The following is an 18090-nucleotide window of genomic DNA, read 5'->3' on the forward strand; positions in this document are numbered from 1 at the left end:
AAGGGGGAGGTTTCCCTCCCGCTTTTGATTAGTTGTCGAAAGACGTACCGTAGGTAGGAAGTGCGGTTTTACATGGAAGCCAAACCATCAAACCTTTTGCTGGTTCATCTGGGTCTACGAACGTAGGAGCCCAACCCAAGTTGCGATAACCTAAAGACGTATTGTTGTCTTCAACACCGAAGTTTGCCGTTGCCTCACGCGCGTTTTCACATTTGAAATATTGCGTCATGTTGTCAGCAGGAATGTTTAAATCTGCAAGGCTATAGTCCACAATACAATTTACGCCACTTGTGCCACAGGTTGCTAAATAATCATTCCAACTATCCGTACAAGCTGTGCCATACGGGTTGTCACGACAAATACGCGCTTGCTCTTCATAGATCCAAGCATTGCCATAGGCTGCGTCTTTTACGCGTTCTGCTTTTGAACGCTGCGCTTCAGTCATCCAACTTGCATATTGCGCCAGTACGCCGCGAGCACGATATTCATGGTTTACCGACTTTTTAAATTGGTCTTCAAGCCAAAGGGTACGGTACGTAGTTTCAAAACGAATATCACGGTTGCCAGAGTCAAGGCGACGTACATCTAATGAACTCACTTCATAGGGTGTCGCTTTATAACGAACCACGTTGTAATCCGACAGGCTGTTAAACTGCGCACCAAAATCATTTTTCGCGTAGTTCACTGCTTGCTCAAACAACGTAAAACACGGTTTGTAGTTATCAAGCGAACACGTAATGATGTTGTTTGGAATGATGTTCAGCAATTGTTTTGGGTCCCCCCTTTTTGTAGGGCCCGAACCGTAATGCGCACGCTCTTTTTGAGATCTTCATCAATGTAGTTCAGTTTGCCATCGACTTTAATGCCAATATTACCTGCACCGTAACTTACGCCCAAATAGCCACCGATTTCACTCTTATGTTGCTCACTTAAGTATTCAATTTTCATGTTGATAAGCAGCTGTGCCCCATACTCAATTTCTGAGATGAACGCATCCCCTGCCATCGACATCAATTTACTTTGATACTCGTTCGCCAATGTGTTGCCAGACGGCGTTAACGTAAAGCCCGCGTTTGCATCTAAAGGTTGCAACACGCGCTTTTTCGGTGTGAGTGATGCTTGGAACGTATAGGTGTTCGAGAATTCCGTTGACGCCATTTCTTTGGCTAAATGTCCGCCTGCACTGACTCGAATTACAGGAAAACCTACATCGACATCCACGTTACCGTTCAGCTGGCTCAACACTTCGTCGTAGCTACCATTATTGACGAGTTCAAATTGAACACGCGTGTTCCCCATGGTTTCTGATACTTTACCGGCAACAGTTTGGACATTTAAAAACAGTTTTTTGTCACTGTTGTACGCTGTACCGAGCACGACGTGGTCATTCATTAACCCCGGTATTTCACTTTGGAATGTATTCAAAGTTTGCGCTTTTTGCAGTAGCTTCACTTCAGTGTTGTCATCCGACATTGCGAAGACAGAGCTGCTTGCTGCAAGGGCAAGCAAAATCGTACTTGTCGTCTTTTTCATGTTCTTACCCTCTATTTCAAATAAAGGAGGTAATCTTCTACCTCACCCGAATCAATTTCTTTACAAGCGTCATTGTTACCGCCCAAGTAATCCATCGTAACGCGCATTTTGGTGACGCCTGCTTTGGCACCCGCTGGCGCTTTGACTTGGATAGTGAGCGGCTGTTCAGAAACGCCAGCGAAAATGGATTCACCGGTATCTTTGAAATCACCATCGAGGTTCCAATCAATAAATACATGCCATGTTTCTGGATAGGTTTCTTCTGTCGCGAAACCAGGAGTGAGAGTAAGTTCATAACTGCGGTCACGGTACAAACGCGCCGTTTCACCTACATAGTTACTGTAAAACGTGTTCGCCGAGCTATTTTCAAGCCCTGCAAACGTGACTTTCTTGATGTGTTCATAATCGCGCTCACGCGATTTCGTTGGACAGTACGTTGGAATAGTAGGAGAAATCATCATTGCACTAATGCGGTAATCCGATGGGATCTGATTACAGCTATCTGTCGGACTCTTTCCTGCAAACCAGTTTTTCGGGTTCATTTGTTCCTCATCACCAAAAGTGATGTAACGAGCATCTGACCGCAGTTGTCCATTTTTATATAACAAGGCTTTTTTCAGATTCGCGATTTTCTCTTCATTTGGGATTGGATTCGACGGGTCAAAAACGTTGTCAGCTACTTCAATGAGTAGACCCGGATAACACTTTTCCAACCATTGAAAGCGACCTAGAGCTTGTGATGGTGACAAAATGTCGCGCGACTCAAATACGGTGTCTGTCGCAAAGGCGTTTGGCGCAGTAATCGCTGCAAGCATTGCAACGGTAACGCCGGATAGTAATGGCTTCATCATGTGCTTCTCCTTACAACTCTAACCATTTTTTGTCGTATTGGTTGAGGCGAGATTGAGTGTCGACCTCACGCGTTCTACAGTAACTACCAATTGGGTTGCGTTTACAATACGCCACAGCATCTGCCAAGATGAAAGAATTGAACAACGCGTTATCACGTATTTGTTCAATTGCAGAACGCTGTTGATTATTCAACTCACTGCCGTAATAGTTAATGAGGTTATCCGCGCGGCGGTTATCCAAAATAGCGGCTACCCAAGCATCACTCATGTTTTTCATGGCAAGTTTGGTGAGGATACTTTTTGCAGGATACGTATCTTCAGGCACTAAACTCATCAAGCTAGGGCCTGAATCTTTGTAGTTCGAGGTAAATACTTTTGTGACGTTATAGTCATCCAACGCATTGAACTGCTTAACATAATTAGTCTTCACATAGTCGATAGTATTTTTGAACACATCAAAACAGGGTGTTGGATTTTCCATCGTACAGTTCACTAATTGGTTTGGGATAACACTAAGTAGCTGCGTCGGATCACCACCAAGTTGCAATGCGGAAACGGTCACTTTGATGTTGCGTTTAACGTCGGAGTCTACTTTTTGCAGTTTACCGCTGACACTCACTTTGCCCGCCCAATCCACGCCGAGCTGACCGCCCCACTTCACTTTGTCTTCGTCATTCTTATATTGGAATTTCAGCGTCACCATCACTTGTGAACCGTATTCCATTGCTGAAACAAACTCATTGCCCACGTTATTAAATTTATCGCCCGGGTTTTCGTTAACCAAGTCGATTGCTGCCTGAGTTGGCAAATAACCCGTTTGCGGATCGGCAACAAGCAAACGCTTCTTCGGCTTCAATGATAAAAACAGCGTGTAGGTCCCCGTGTAATTATCCGCCGCATTTTGTTTCGAGTAGCTTGCGCCCACATCCACTTTAATCACCGGGACATCGAGCGCGGCACCTAAATTACCATCAAGCATATTCGACAACTGTGTGTAGCTCATATCTACACCCACAACAAAGTCCATTTCGGTATTGCCGTAGGTTTCGTCGACTTTGCCGCGCACACTTTGCAGCGCGTAGTAACCTTCTTTTTCACTGTGATATGCGGTACCTAAATTCAGGGTATCCAACTCAGATGATGATGCACTTGCATTTAATTCAGCGGGCATAGAGGCTGCGACAGCCATATTAGTGGCAACAGCGAACCCAACCCCTAGCGCAAGCGCAAGAGGAGATAATCGATATTTCATGTTAATTTCCTTTTGAATGGGGACCTGTGAGCACAGGTCCCTAGGCGCTTAGTTCAGGCTATTGAGGTAGTCTGTTTTCCATTTTTCAGGCAGCTTTTGAAGGATTTCTTCAGGTGAAAGACGGATGTTTTGATCTTTGTAGTTAAACTCGTCTTGTGTACCAAGATCACCCACCGCTACACCATTGGCGAACATGGCGAAGTTACGCGCTTCAGTGAACTTAGAGCCTTCATTTGGTGCAAGTCGTAGGTTGTAGATTTTGTCTTTGTAGCTTTCCGTGTCGACTTTAGTCACCAATACTGAACCTTCTTCAGTTAAGATTTGATCACCCGCAACCAGTTCTTTTGCCCAAACAATACCTTTATTTACTGTCGAAACTGGGTGAGTTTCAGTCATTAACAAGTTCGTGCCGTGGCTGCCCTTGATGCGATACATCTTGATAGCCTCGATACCAACAGACACATCCACCACTTTCATTGTTTCTGTTAAGTGAGGATTACTCGCAAGTGCACCACGGACCAAATCACCTTTACCTATTGATTCGATTGCTTGTTGTGAACCATCCGCCATCGTGATCAAAGTCCCCGTTGCTAAACAGCTATAGCCCAACTTCATCAGCGGCAACACTTCGCTGTAATAGTTACCAAAGCGCGCAGCTTGCTCAGAGGTAATCGAAATTTGGAATGCTTTTGGTTGAGCTGTGCTGCCACGACGTTTGAAGTAAGGGAAACCTTTTACGGCAAATGTCATGTACCAGTTAGCTTGCGCGATATTTGAGAACAGTTTCGCGTTACCAAAGCGACCTTCCGCACGAGGAATGTTCCAGCGGATGATCGACTCTTTATTTACCGTATCCACTTCCACTTCAAGGTAATCGGAGAAATGCTTCACTGTGCTGCCAAGGCCACGGTAGCTTTGCTTTGTTGCACCGCCATAGTTACCTTCTTGAAGATAGATGTTGGTTAGTTCATCTACGCCGTTAGGACGTTGGTCAATTGGTAAATCGGTTGGGTAAATTTCGGTAATTTCATGACCAACACGAATTTCGCCGTTGAACGGGATATTTACGTTGGTAATTTCGTTTGCATTACCAACTTGATCCGGCGCGTAGTCACAGTCAGCGTGCTGACGGTTCAAACAGATTTTAATTACCGCATCGTTGTTGTGGTCAATTGGATGAACTGCAGTATAACGAGGACGCCCATCTTCGAGTACCGAGTTTATTTTCATCTCATCTTTTGCCGCAATTTTATCTGCAGAATTTAAGCCTGCCGTTTGGTAAGCCGCACCGATGTGGTCCCAAGAAAATGGGTACTCAGTGTACTTGATCGTTGAACTAATCGAACCATCTTCGTTCTCTAACTCAACATACGAACTTGCGTAAATAGTTTCTACATTTGGAAACTGCTGTTTCAACGTTTTCAATGAAACCACTGACGTTGCTAAAGTATCTTTACCATCTAATACGTTCATTGTACTGCCAAGCGGCGCAAGCTGATTACCGTTTTCATCTTCAAGTAAGATGTCAATGTACGTAGCTTTAGTGCCGCCAAAACGTGAACTTTTCGCACGAACCATCAAATAAGGTTCGTTGTTGTCGCTAGATACCGCAATGTTCATGTCTAAGAACAAATGCGCTTCTTTAATCACGTCCACTTCCGTTTCACTTACTGGTGGCAACGTTTCTGCTGTAGTCATTGCAGCGGCACGTTTTGCTGCAAATTGCTGCGTACGTAGTTCATCCAGCGTTTTGTGTAATTGCGGGAATTTACTTGCAGGGCGATTTGCGCGGTTCAAACGCTCTTTCGCCAACTTGTAATGTTGTGGATTGGTCATATCCAACTTACGAACACCTTGTTCATTTCGTTTTGTAATCTCTGCACCTTTAGATGCCGCTGGACCTGTTGAATGAGACATCACATTTGCCGCATCCTTTACATCAACCACTTCTGTTGCAGAAGCCGTTAAAACGTGACTGACAGAGAGTGCCAAGAGCATCGGTACAAACTGTTTAACCGTAGGCTTTTTCATTTGTATATTTCCTTTAATTTTTTATGATTTCAACGAGATAATCTTCGATTTCTCCGCTTCCCGGGGTCGCAGAACTGCTGTAGTCAGAACAAGGGTCAATACTGTTGATTCGGCTAAAATCGTAGTACTGCAAAATACGCATACGTGTACGTGTAGTCCCTGTTTTGATTAAGTTGGCTGGCAATTGGAATGTGCCTTGCACAAATCCGTTGCCAAAATCTTGTGTGGTGTTATCAAAATCCGCGATGATGAGTTCTGACTTGTCATTTCGCCAATCTCCATCACCGAATTGACCGTTTTGATTCAGGTCTATCCAAACGTGGTAGTTCTCAGCAAACTTGTCATCACCTGCGTAGTCTGCTTCGATACGATAAGTGTTGCTTTGACCGACATAGAGTCGAATCGGATTGTTTGGATTTACAACGCCAGGCAATTCGCCATTCGTAAACGGCCCGTCTTGGTTGAACGTTACATTCTTGATGTGCTCGTATTCCGTAAAACCACTCGCTTGGCAATAGGCAATAGGTTCATCAGGTTTCAGTTCAAGTTGTAAGCTTGTGATGCCAGAAACGTAATCCCAATTTTTGTTGTAATACTTAATTTCCAATGATGGTGTAAAACTACCTGCGTCATAAACATGCACGTTGTCTTTGCCAAAATCGTAGCTGGAGACTTCTTGAACTGGTGAACCATCACCAAAATTCCAGATTAGTTTTATTAACTTATAAGAACCACTAAGATCACTTGGCTTCAGCGTGTCATTGATAAATGCGACTTCATACTGACCATTGTCGAGCTTTTTCACCGTGTGCGTAAGCTGTGGCTTGAAAGTGCCTTCACCCAGTGTGATTTCTTTGCTTGTTTGCTTATCGCCGTCGTCATGGCGCACTGTCAATGTAACGTTATAGGCGCGCTCTTCAACATAGGTATGGGAAGTCTGCATTTGCGTAGACGTAAAGCCATCACCAAATTCCCAATACACCGTACTGCCTTTTGGCATAACACTCGACATCGCATTGACACTCAATGTTTTACCTGTAACCGAATACTCAAAGCGCGGTGTAATTTGAGTTTGAAAGTTGACTGTTTTTGACCAACGAGCCAGTTCATTACTGTGTTTATCTAGCGCGCGTAACACAACGTCGTATGCACCACTTCGGCTGTATTCATATGTTGGTGATTTATCCGAACTTTGTGCCCCATCACCAAAACTCCAACGCCAATGTTCGATGCGCGCATCAACCGTGTTGTTACTAAACGACACCAAATTCACCCCCATTGTTTCTTGTATAGAAAGCGTAACGGGTGTGGTGTTTTCGATTAAATGTACGCTGTAATCTTCAATTTCACCCCATGAGATATCACCACAGGCTTGCTTAAGTAAGCCAAACGATACGGCGGTGCGAAGGCGATACACTTTGTCGAGCTCGCCTGTGAGCGACAAGCTGCCAGTAAACGTGGTTTTGTTACTGCCCGATAAAACAAGTTCTGCGTTTTTGTCGAATAGTCCATCGTCGTTTTTATCAAGCCACACATAGAAGTTTTTGGTTTTGTCCTGCGTATCGGCATGATTACCCGCATCAATGGTCACATTTAACTTGTTTCCATCTTGTAAGATCACAGGATTTGCCGAAAAATCGGAATAGCCCGTTGAGCCAGATGCCTTTTCAGTGCCATTTAACGTCACTTTTGAAATGAAGTATTTATCGTGATTTACGCCATTTGCAGCGCAGTACGAGTCGTTTACGGTGACATTCAGTTGGTACAAATCACTCACCCCTTGCGGAGATGTTGCGGTTAACGTAACGGTATAAACACCGGCGGAAGGAAAAGTATGGGTTGGGGCAATCGCATTACTGGTGGCACCATCATGACCAAAATCCCAATGCCATTGCCAATTTGTTGCACCACTGCTTCCCTCGACGACATTGCCATCGAAATTCGTCAGGTTCTTAAACTGATAGGCTAAGAAACGACGGTCGTAACCAAACTCAGCTTCAACACCTTTATTTACGTCTAGCGAAATGCCAACTTGAGCAAATGCCTTACGAATGTGATTTTTCAGTTCAAACGTTTTCCAAGACGAACCATCGGCCTTTTTAACACCATCATTAGTGAGTAAAGTTGCAATTGAACTTGCTTGTCTGAATGCACAATCCGCAGCGCTTTCGTAAGTGCTGTTTGCTGTCCAACAGTATTTGTTGGCATTAGCAAAAAGAATGAACGCGTATTTCGTTGTCCATGGACTTTCAACTTCGCCCATCTTGTTTGTGGCTAAAAAATGAAATGCACGATTGAATACACCAGCACCATGATGCGCCGATATACTGTTGTCGTAATCGTTAACATGGTCGATAGACGCGCCATCTTTCTTTGGTTCTGCGAAATAACGTAACGCCTCGTCTAATCGATAGGCTTCTGTATTGCTTAACCAGTCATTTGTGCCTTTTAGAAAATACTCTGCCGCTTCACCCGCCATATCAGAGAAAGCCTCGTTAATGGCACGAGCTTGCCCAGTTAACATCGATTTAGGCGTTGAAGTACCAAACTCTTCCGTAAACCCATGCGAGATCTCGTGTGCCACCACATCAAGCGCAACCATTGGGTAAAATAGAAAATCGCCGTCGCCTAAGTAAATTTGGCCATTTTCGTAAAACGCTTGATCCATGTTGATGCCATAATGCACGTTTTGGACGATTTTTTGGTCAAAATATGGCTTGTGTCCAAGATAGGCTTCATACATCAGACTTGCTGTTTGAGCATGAAAATGCGCATCATTGAGTGGGTTATTGGCGTTATGGAAAGGTTGAAAATCATTGCGGGTTGACGTGGTACAGTCGTAACGATAAGGCGTATCCACTGCAGTAATGTTGTGCGCATAATTACGCGTTTCAACGTTCTTCGCATCAAAATAACAGTTACTACCTTGTCCTTCCGCTTCTAAACGAACGACAAAGGTGGTTGGTGGGTAGGCTGCATAGCCAGATTGTTGATAATCATCTCGAGCGACCTTCGCATTACCTGAAGGACCGCTTCCTCCTTCAACGTCAAAGCGGTGTAAGCCGTCAAATTTCGAGAGTAACTTACCATTTGAAATATCAAGAAAAGCTATGACTTTTTCAGGTTGTGACTTGTCACTCACCACATCAGTGAAAAATTGGATCAGGGCCGCATGATGGGCGATGTTGTTTTCATCAATGAAAATAACTTGAGATACGGTTTCATTACGGAAAACGCGTTCGTTATCTTGATAAAACGTTGCAATGAACTGTGCCTGGATTTGCGCAAGCTTGTCGCTTGACGCTAAACGAAACTCAGGCAAATCAGCGTTCAAACCCTCTACCAAAGAGCCGTATGCCTGTTCGAGCTGCTTTTTGCTATCAAGAAGCAAGACAAGCTCATGCCCCCAAATCGGTAAACCGTTGTAGCTTTGCTGCACGGTGAGAATAGTTTGGGCATCGATGGACTGCTCATTTAGCACATTGAATCGATAATTCTGCGCATCCGATTCTGTCGAAACACGATCGTTTTGTCGTCTCGTCAATGCCACAACAGGCTTTGAATTCACTTGTTGAGAACGTACTTGTTCAAGATCAAATATTCGTTTAGCACTTTCAATTTGATTGAAAAGTGGGATTTTGTCTGCCGCTGAAGCTTGGGTTGCTAATAACCCGATTAACGTACAGAGGTACTTTACCCGATGCATACTCACTCCATTTAAATGGTCTTAACTTCCTCCAACTTCAAAGCAAACCTTTGAGACAACTTGGTATTTAAAATAGAACCCACGCTCGATGCTGAGTTTTCACTCAATATATAGAATTAAAATCGCCTTTAAAATAACCTTTAATTAACTTTTTATTAACCCAATGTAATAAAAGAAAATTTATTTTGAATCACGAAATGATCTAAAAACCCTTACAAATAAGGGTTTAATCGAATTAAGAGGATAGTAAATAGAGTAATCACACAAATCTTTTGATGTATTTTATGCAACACAAATTGCGAATAATGTTGTTTTGGTTACAAATTGATCGGACCATAATTTCACTTAACAAAAGGAATAAGTTATTACGTTATGGAATATGGGTTTCCAATACCTCAACAAAAAACACAATAAAGGCACAGCTCAGCACCGCTTTCTTGAAGGACTATTCAAAAACCTTGAACTGATAAGTGAAGGATTGCGTAATGGAATTGATGGGTTAGCCTGAAACTTAAATCGCGGCTCTGTGTAATACGCTATTTAGATTCAGCTACGTAGGTCGATGGGGTAAATGCTGACCGTAATTAGCGCTTTTCGATACAACATACAGTGTCGAATTTGAGCTTTTCAACAAGCACACAGAGGGAGAATAGGAAAATCGTAGGCAGTCACAAAAAACTTGAGCTAATTCATCGCTGAAAAAGCAAAATGCAGGGCTATCCTGCATTTTACGTGAAACTTAAGACGAGCGGGTTTTAATCGTCAACGACAACCGTGCTTCGGATATTATTGATTGATACATCACCAGAACCAGAATCCACAATTTCAAGACGTTCAGCACCATTCACGTCGATATCACCAGACCCGTCTGAAATTTTGACGTTGCCTGTGACATTCTGAATGACTAAGTCGCCACTGCCGTCTTCAATATCGACATTACCCACAACATCTTTAATGCTTATCGACCCGGAATCATCTTCAATTGTTACACTACCTGAATTCGAAATATCAATATCACCCGAACCATCTTCTAATTCAATATGGCCTTTAACATTCGCTATGCTAACATCACCACTTTCATCATGTATGTCGAGCGCCAAAGTCGCAGGTACTTTCAATTCAAGGTCAATTCTAGGACTGTTGCCCGAATACCAGACTAACCCAATCTCCACCTTTTGTGTGGCCACTAATTCCGCTGTATTACCTCGCCTTTTAAGTGTTAACTGATAGTTTTTTTCTGGCGTCGTCAAAATGTTAGCCGACAACTGGATTTCATTCAGTCCCTCAACTCCAACGATTTTTATATCACCAGCCCCTAAATCTGCTGTTAACAACTTGATGTCGTTAGCGTCTAAAGTCAGCGATTCGGTTACGTGTTCTGTTGCTTTCTTGCCACTATTCCCATCTATATGAATTACACAACCCGACATTGCAATAGCAAGTCCAACAACAACTAACTTCTTAAACATCCACTTTCCTTTTTTAATTTTTTAAGTGCGGTAACGATATAGACCTACAGCAAGTAACTTGCCAGTTTTTTTATCTTTACTTTTCAATTACTTAAAGTTGATTTGTTTTTTTTAGCAAGTCCACCTTAGAATAAAAACTAAATTTTAGTGAAAATCACCATTTTTTAATGATTTTAGGTAACATTGTTCTACCCCGTCTTTAAGCAACACAAATTCACCGTCATTCACGTAATGTTCTTCCAAAACAATCAACAATCTATCGGCCTTCCTAGTGACATTTTGAATTTTGAACTACGATTAAGGACGATGGCGAAAACATAAGTATCCAACTCGCTCGACTCCATAAATGCATATTTAGACAAGGTTGCTGAAAGGTTGAAAACCTGAATAATCAAGATGGTGATCGAAAAATTATAGGATAAAAAAAGAGAGATTTAGGTACGAGCAACATGGCGTAGACCGCTTAGTTTGAGATGTCATCTTTTTTAAATGAAGCAATTAAAACACGAACGCGGGTGAACTTATTTAACAGCGTAACCCTGAAGGTAACGACGAAGCATGGTGAAAATACGCATTACGCTTAGCTTATGGTTATATTTTTACAGTTTAACCTGTGTAAATAGCTATGCTGGTGAGTTTTGGCCTTTATCTCAATACAACATGCAGAATTGGTCAATCAGTGAAGGATTACCACAGGTAAGTGTTTATGACATCGCCAAAGACGATAAGGGCTTTTTTTGGCTCGCGACCGAAAAAGGGGTTGTGAAATTTGATGGTGATAAATTCACGACCTATTCTCAACAGCATTCGGATTTGCTCGAAAATCCAAGAATAAAAAAGTTACTTTGGACCAACACTAAAGAACTGCTGATAGCAACAGACAGTGCCTTTTTTAGAATGGTCAACGATGAGTTTAAATCGATTGATACATCAAAGACACAATCAGGTCGTGTCGTCGACATGCTACAAATGCCGGATGGAAAGATATACGTGGCGGCAGGCAACTTATACGAATATCAAAATGGCAAGTTAATTAACCCTAAAGTGCCACTCGAATCCGTAAGTCAGCTTGCGATAATCAACAGTCGTTTGTGTTTAAGTACCTTAACCGTATTTGGCTGTTTAAGTGGTAATCGGTTCATTCCTCTGGGCACTCGCTTTCCACCTGCTTGGCAAATCCAATCCATTATAGAATATCAGGGACTCACCTACCTTGGTACACAACAAGGTCTTTACTATCTGGCAGATGACCAACAATGGCATCCTATCGCGCTAGTTGAAGAAGAACTTCCATCTATCCGCGCTTTATTTAAACAAAATGATGATACGCTTTGGGTTGGTACTGAAACAACGCTTTATCGACTATATCGAGGCAAAATCATGGAATCGGTAAGTTACAAAGCGAACCCAATTCTCAGTTTAATTCTAGATGGATATGTTGATGAATCAGGCAATTTGTGGCTTGGTACGTTGATTTCTGGTTTAGTTCGAAGTGATTTAAACCCAGCACATCATATTCCTACAGAACAAGGGATTGCCGAACCCTTTATTTGGAGTGTAGGGCTCGTCCAGCAAACCTTCATTGTCGGCACGGCGACTGGGCTCTACCAACAAATTGGGGACCATTTTGAACCATTTTTGCTTTTCCCAGAGCCAGATAATCCCGCCGTTTATAGCTTTTACTTTGACGCTCAGAAAAATGAACTTTGGCTTGGAACAAAAGGGGGTCTGTACGTTTATGACGTGAAAACACATCAACGTATAAAGCAATTTGAAGCGCTCGCGCAAACGCAAATAAACTCTATCGTCAAATCCTCTCACGACCAAATATGGCTTGGTACTCAACAAGGTCTTTGGGTATATGGCAATGACACAATTCAGGAGCTCCCTTTTTTTCTAACAATCAATACGGCGGTGCCCGTTTTTTATATGAATATCAGGGCCAAATGTGGATAGGCACTGAAAAAGGGCTACTGACCCAAAGTGGCGATTCATTCAGAAAAGTGAATCACACAATTTTAGACAAAACATTCATATCCTATATGAGTGAATTGTCGGATGGTCGGCTGATGGTAGGTACCTTTCAACATGGCTTGTTCATTTATAATGGTCGAACTTGGCAACAATTAAGTGTTGAACAAGGCCTTCCTATGGATAACGTTACTTACGTAGCAGAACTGGGCAGCAATTTACTTTGGGCTGGACTTCAGGGGGTTATGAATATCGATATGAGGAGTATCGAAAATGGACCTCTTAGACACAGTTTAGTGGTGGACAATACGGGCAACGGTTCTCAAAACGAACAAAATCGCTGCTGTAATGGTGCGGGCAGCAACAAAGGCATTACCTTCTCAAAGGAAAGTTATTTACCGACCGTCAATGGACTCTTGCACATTTATCACCGTCTTTTGAAGCAACCCTCTCCCGCTACTCGCCCCCTTTTTGAACGTTTGGAAGCCAATGGCCGAGAGATCCTCCCACCTTACCAACTAGAACCACACGAACGAGACTGGCGGTTGACCTTTACTGTACCACATTATGGAAAAACGAGTGGATTGGAATTTCGCTATCAATTGGTTGGTTATGATGCCACTTGGAAACACGCCACCAGTACTCGCGACGCCCTCTACACCAATTTGCCAGGAGGCGACTATACGTTCAGAGTTCAAGTCAGGCATAAAGGTTATCCCGCTTGGAGCAAAAGTACCGAAGTGGTGTTAAGTAAAAGACGGCTTTGGCACGAAACATGGTGGTTCAACTTATTGTTCATTGCAGCTTGTGGCGGTTTTATTGTCTTGATTTGGCGATTGCGTTCACGCTCTCTGTTAATTCGACAGCAAGAGCTTGAAGAGCAAGTAGCGAAAAGAACCACTGAATTAAATGATGTTAATCAACAACTTACTTTAGCAAATGAACAACTACTCATCGCGAGCTTAAGGGATTCCTTAACGGGTTTGTACAACCGGCACTATCTAACCCAAAACTTAGAGAAAATTCTCGAAAACGTCGAAAACAAGAAACGCTTAACGGTCGTTCTAATCGATATTGATGATTTCAAAAAGATTAATGATGAATTTGGACATGCCGTGGGCGATGAAGTGCTTGTTACTTTCGCCACGCTGCTCAGTCGTCATTGTCGAGCGCAAGACCATATTCTCCGTTGGGGTGGTGAAGAGTTTGTAATCATTGCTGAACAAGATGATGGCATCGGCCATATGGCAACTCGCTTAATCCAAACCCTTAGACTCACGCATTGGCCTCATGGCCGTTCACTAAGCGCCTCTATTGGAATTTGTACAAATCCAAGTCTCAATTTCGGCATAAAAGCCTTTGAAGGCACATTGAACATGGCGGACAAAGCGATGTACATGGTCAAAGAACAAGGCAAAGATGGCTGGATATGGATTGAAATATTAGTGCCATTAAGTGTTGAGTCGTTGAATGAAATTCAGGAGGCACCTCTTCAATCTCTAGTAAGTGATCCTCACGTAAAAATACACCATTCCACCAAAGACATTGTTTCATTAGAGGAACGCCGAGATATTGGGGGATAAATTTTCGCCACCCCACGTTTCATGAACTACACTTTTAAAGTTGTTGAATAATCGAAAACTCCCACTATGAGTGACTTTGAGTCGTTATTTGGTGGCGAAGATCAAAAAGTTTGTAGTACGACCTACGCCCCTTGGAAAGTATTAATTGTCGATGATGAGCCAGACATACACGCGCTGACTAAATTGGCCTTATCTAATTTCAAATTCAAGGACAAAGCGCTCTCCTTTTTAGACGCACACTCAGGTGAAGATGCGATCCAAGTGTTAAAAGAACACGACGATATCGCGGTCATTTTACTCGATGTCGTCATGGAGAGTGATACGGCTGGATTAGACGTCGCGAAATACTGCCGTGAGGCACTTGGCAATCAACTTTCAAGGATTATTTTAAGAACAGGTCAACCAGGCTGCGCACCTGAAAAGCAAGTGATGCAAAAATACGACATCAATGACTACAAAAATAAAACCGAGCTCACAAGTGACCGGCTGTTTGCAACCGTACTGGGTGCACTGCGAAGCTACAAAGAATTGCACCAACAGGCTTGTTTACATTTAGCGCTTTCAAAAATAGTACATTGTAATGCGCAACTTTTGCAGACATCCACATCGCATGACTGTATTCAAACCTTGCAACAGACACTCCCGACAACACTGCCACTCGCTGAACTACAGCGCAAAACCGAAGTAAAATTTGCGATTGTAGAGAAAAATGACCAACAATTTTCTGAACTTGGGCGCAGCACAGACTGGCCTTGGATGGAGGTCTTTGAAAAGTTAAAACAACACACTCTAGACCCCTCTGACATGCAAAACGTTATCGTCGATGAGCATGCTGTTATCTTCTTGCACTGCCACCACAGTGGCGTTTGTTTGTATTTAGTTTTGGAATATCCGGAAGCGATTTCAAACGAAGAGCAACTCCTTTTAACCACCTTGAGTCAAAATCTAGTGATTACGTGCAGTAATATATGGCTCAATGAAACGTTATCGTCGATGAATGACGAGTTAGAAATCAAAGTGACTGAACGTACAAAAGCGCTCACCACCGCAAATCAAAAAGCAGAGCAAGCAAGCATTGCAAAAAGCCAATTTCTGGCCAACATGAGCCATGAAATTCGTACTCCCATGAATGCCATTCTAGGCTTTGCTCAAGTGCTTTCGCGCGCATCAAATATGCCTGATGATCACATAAATACCTTATCTAAAATCAGTAAGGCGGGAGAGCATTTACTGGATATTATTAACGACGTGCTCGAGATTTCAAAAATTGAAGCCGGTGCCATGGTATTGAAACCTCTGAGCTTTGATGCAGTTGGACTCCTACATGAAATCGGCGCAATGTTAAGTTTAAGATGCGAACAAAAAGGGTTGCATTTTAAGTTTGATAATCACTGTTCAGAATCATTACCCGTCTATGCCGACCAAGCTAAATTGAGGCAAATAATCATTAATTTGTTAGGTAATGCGGTTAAGTTTACTGACCATGGAGACGTCACGTTACGGTTAGAAAAAACCCAATCAGGCCATCGATTTAGTGTAATTGATACGGGACCAGGTATCTCCGACGAAGAACAAGCCACGCTTTTTAGTAATTTTAGCCAAGGTCAGGCCGGTTTAGAAAAAGGCGGCACCGGTCTTGGGCTTGCTATTTCGGCCAAGCAAATTGCGATGATGGGCGGTAAACTCCAAGTCAGTTCGACCCTTGGGAAAGGGGCCAACTTTTACTTTACGTTAAATTTCGAACCAGCCAAAGAACCCGTCAACTCAGAGCCCTTACTCCAATTGAACGCGATTACACTTAAGCCTGATCGAATATTCAGAGCCTTAGTCGTAGATGACAACCCAGAAAACAGAGAAGTACTCAATTCTGTACTGTCTGATTGCAATATTGAATTTGATGAAGCCGCCAATGGCCAAGAAGCGTTTCAACTATTACAACAAAAGCATTACGATATCGCCTTTATTGACCTTCTAATGCCCGTCATGCGCGGTGATGAACTCATCGTGTTACTACGTGAGGACTCGCGTTTCGAAAAACTCATTTGCGTCGCCATTTCTGCGTTTAGCTTAAGTCATGAAATCCAATATTATCTTAGCATTGGCTTCAATCGATTTATTCCTAAACCCTATCGATTTAGCGAAATATTCGAGTGTTTAACTCACTATTTCCCGGATTCATTTGATATCCAACTCGATGATTTGGATACGAACGTCGAAGAGCCAACAGCTTCTTTTGCCGATTTAAATGTTCAAGAAGCCACCTTGAACGCCCTGAGACAAGCCGCTTCAATGAATCGCCTTTCTAAAGTGAAAGAGATCATCAACGCCGAATTCGAGCCAATCGGTGAGCAGAAGCGATTCGCCGAATATCTACTTGGATTTATCGACAACTATGACATGGATGGCTTGATTAACGCTTTGGGGGAAACTCAACATGTCTAAAAGCCCAATAAAACTGGATGGCAGCAAAATATTGGTTGTTGATGACAAGAAAGAAAACTTAGAGTTAATGACCAACATTTTAGAAGCGGAGGGTTATGAGGTCGCCTTTGCGTTAAACGGCGAAAAAGCCATTCAGGTAGCCACCCTCTTTCAACCTGAGTTGATCCTGCTGGATGTAATGATGCCCGGCATCGATGGATTTGAAACGTGCCGAAGAATGAAGGGACTGCTTGATGTCAAAGAAATTCCCGTGATATTTGTAACCGCCAAAACCCAAATTGCCGATATTGTAGAGGCATTTTCAAGTGGTGCCGTGGATTACGTGACAAAGCCGATACGCCAAGAAGAGCTACTTGCTCGCGTTAGTACCCATCTCCAGTTACGAAAACTGGTTGTGCTGCGCGACGAACTCATTTCACAGCTTAGAGACTACAATATAGAACTAGCGACGTTAAGCGAACTGAAATCCGCACAACTCGAAGAGTCTGAGAGAATGAGTCACTTAGCGGAAATTGTTGGCGAAATGAGCCATGAGCTAGGTACTCCTTTAGGTATAACCAACACAGCAATTTCAAGTATGAAAGATAAGCTGGATGCGCTTGAAATAGCCTTCGGACAACAACAACTCAACAAAGAGTCACTTACTGATTTTATCACTTACGGACAAGAATGTTTGCGACTTGTTGGGTCTAGTATGACCTACGCGAATAAACTCGTTGCCAGTTTCAAAGACATCGTGGTGGGCGAATTTAATGAAACAATTATCGACATAAATCTGGCCACGTTCTTAGAAGATATCGCGCTCATTCTAACACCAAAGTTAAAACGGAGTCCTCATACGCTAACCATTGATTGTCCCAAAGACATTATTATGCACACGATGTCAGGCGCGCTTTCTCAAGTATTGATAAACCTCATTAACAACAGTTTACTCCATGCGTTTGAACCAAATCGTCTGGGTACAATTCGTATTCAGGTTGAAGCATCGGGTGCTAAAAATGTTTTGTTCTCCATTGAGGACAATGGTAAAGGTATTGAACAAAGCATTATGGATAAAGTCTTCGATAAGTATTTCACGACCAAATCTGGCGATGGCGGCAGTGGCCTTGGTTTGTTTATCGTAAAGAAACTGGTCGAAGACAAATTGGGTGGCGTAATGAGCATGTACTCAAAGTTAGATGAAGGCACTGGATTCAAGTTGGAATTGCCGATGCGTCTTGACTCTGTGCCAGTGCATTAGAACTCATGAATT

At 42.8% G+C, this 18090-nt stretch carries 11 protein-coding genes; 4 read left to right on the forward strand and 7 right to left on the reverse strand.

The window, feature by feature from the left end; translation table 11 throughout:
- Positions 1 to 28: 28 nt before the first annotated feature.
- The 7 genes from NI389_RS19325 to NI389_RS19355 form a co-directional block, all read right to left on the reverse strand.
- Positions 29 to 766, reverse strand: coding sequence for a hypothetical protein (locus tag NI389_RS19325; RefSeq protein WP_308363125.1), 738 nt, complete (start codon positions 764 to 766; stop codon positions 29 to 31).
- Positions 760 to 1533: a hypothetical protein gene (locus NI389_RS19330; protein ID WP_308363126.1), complete on the reverse strand. Its 774-nt coding sequence runs from the start codon at positions 1531 to 1533 to the stop codon at positions 760 to 762. The genes NI389_RS19325 and NI389_RS19330 overlap by 7 nt, the downstream gene beginning before the upstream one ends.
- An 11-nt stretch (positions 1534 to 1544) precedes the next feature.
- Entirely contained in the window at positions 1545 to 2384 is an 840-nt protein-coding gene (locus NI389_RS19335) for a GEVED domain-containing protein (protein ID WP_308363127.1), read from the reverse strand.
- 10 nt (positions 2385 to 2394) lie between these two features.
- Positions 2395 to 3636, reverse strand: coding sequence for an internalin (locus NI389_RS19340; protein ID WP_308363128.1), 1242 nt, complete (start codon positions 3634 to 3636; stop codon positions 2395 to 2397).
- Between the two features lie 48 nt (positions 3637 to 3684).
- Positions 3685 to 5667 carry a Hint domain-containing protein gene (locus NI389_RS19345; RefSeq protein WP_308363129.1) on the reverse strand — a complete coding sequence of 661 codons (1983 nt, stop codon included), beginning with the start codon at positions 5665 to 5667 and terminating at the stop codon, positions 3685 to 3687.
- A gap of 13 nt (positions 5668 to 5680) precedes the next feature.
- Positions 5681 to 9373, reverse strand: a complete 3693-nt coding sequence (locus tag NI389_RS19350) for a PKD domain-containing protein (RefSeq protein ID WP_308363130.1) — start codon at positions 9371 to 9373, stop codon at positions 5681 to 5683.
- Positions 9374 to 10128: 755 nt separating this feature from the next.
- On the reverse strand, positions 10129 to 10842 hold the full coding sequence (locus NI389_RS19355) for a hypothetical protein (RefSeq protein WP_308363131.1): 714 nt from the start codon (positions 10840 to 10842) through the stop codon (positions 10129 to 10131).
- A gap of 558 nt (positions 10843 to 11400) precedes the next feature.
- On the opposite strand from NI389_RS19355, the gene NI389_RS19360 reads away from it, so the two are divergent.
- From NI389_RS19360 to NI389_RS19375, 4 genes are all read left to right on the forward strand, one after another.
- Positions 11401 to 12798, forward strand: a complete 1398-nt coding sequence (locus NI389_RS19360; protein WP_308363133.1) for a ligand-binding sensor domain-containing protein — start codon at positions 11401 to 11403, stop codon at positions 12796 to 12798.
- Complete coding sequence (locus tag NI389_RS19365) at positions 12789 to 14396, forward strand: ligand-binding sensor domain-containing diguanylate cyclase (protein ID WP_308363134.1); 1608 nt, start codon at positions 12789 to 12791, stop codon at positions 14394 to 14396. The genes NI389_RS19360 and NI389_RS19365 overlap by 10 nt, the downstream gene beginning before the upstream one ends.
- Positions 14397 to 14462: 66 nt before the next feature.
- Positions 14463 to 16838 (forward strand): response regulator, encoded by a 2376-nt coding sequence (locus tag NI389_RS19370; protein WP_308363135.1) that lies wholly within the window; start codon positions 14463 to 14465, stop codon positions 16836 to 16838.
- Positions 16831 to 18078 carry a hybrid sensor histidine kinase/response regulator gene (locus NI389_RS19375; protein ID WP_308363137.1) on the forward strand — a complete coding sequence of 416 codons (1248 nt, stop codon included), beginning with the start codon at positions 16831 to 16833 and terminating at the stop codon, positions 18076 to 18078. Before NI389_RS19370 ends, NI389_RS19375 begins: the two co-directional genes overlap by 8 nt.
- The last annotated feature ends 12 nt before the right edge of the window (positions 18079 to 18090 follow it).

Source organism: Pseudoalteromonas xiamenensis, assembly GCF_030994125.1.
GTDB lineage: Bacteria > Pseudomonadota > Gammaproteobacteria > Enterobacterales > Alteromonadaceae > Pseudoalteromonas > Pseudoalteromonas xiamenensis_B.

Bases quoted from the DNA above. Each gene is read 5' to 3' on its own strand.
- NI389_RS19330 (WP_308363126.1), bottom strand. From the start codon at position 1,533: ATGAAAAAGACGACAAGTACGATTTTGCTTGCCCTTGCAGCAAGCAGC.
- NI389_RS19335 (WP_308363127.1), bottom strand. From the start codon at position 2,384: ATGATGAAGCCATTACTATCCGGCGTTACCGTTGCAATGCTTGCAGCG.
- NI389_RS19340 (WP_308363128.1), bottom strand. From the start codon at position 3,636: ATGAAATATCGATTATCTCCTCTTGCGCTTGCGCTAGGGGTTGGGTTC.
- NI389_RS19345 (WP_308363129.1), bottom strand. From the start codon at position 5,667: ATGAAAAAGCCTACGGTTAAACAGTTTGTACCGATGCTCTTGGCACTC.
- NI389_RS19350 (WP_308363130.1), bottom strand. From the start codon at position 9,373: ATGCATCGGGTAAAGTACCTCTGTACGTTAATCGGGTTATTAGCAACC.
- NI389_RS19355 (WP_308363131.1), bottom strand. From the start codon at position 10,842: ATGTTTAAGAAGTTAGTTGTTGTTGGACTTGCTATTGCAATGTCGGGT.
- NI389_RS19360 (WP_308363133.1), top strand. From the start codon at position 11,401: ATGGTGAAAATACGCATTACGCTTAGCTTATGGTTATATTTTTACAGT.
- NI389_RS19365 (WP_308363134.1), top strand. From the start codon at position 12,789: ATGTGGATAGGCACTGAAAAAGGGCTACTGACCCAAAGTGGCGATTCA.
- NI389_RS19370 (WP_308363135.1), top strand. From the start codon at position 14,463: ATGAGTGACTTTGAGTCGTTATTTGGTGGCGAAGATCAAAAAGTTTGT.
- NI389_RS19375 (WP_308363137.1), top strand. From the start codon at position 16,831: ATGTCTAAAAGCCCAATAAAACTGGATGGCAGCAAAATATTGGTTGTT.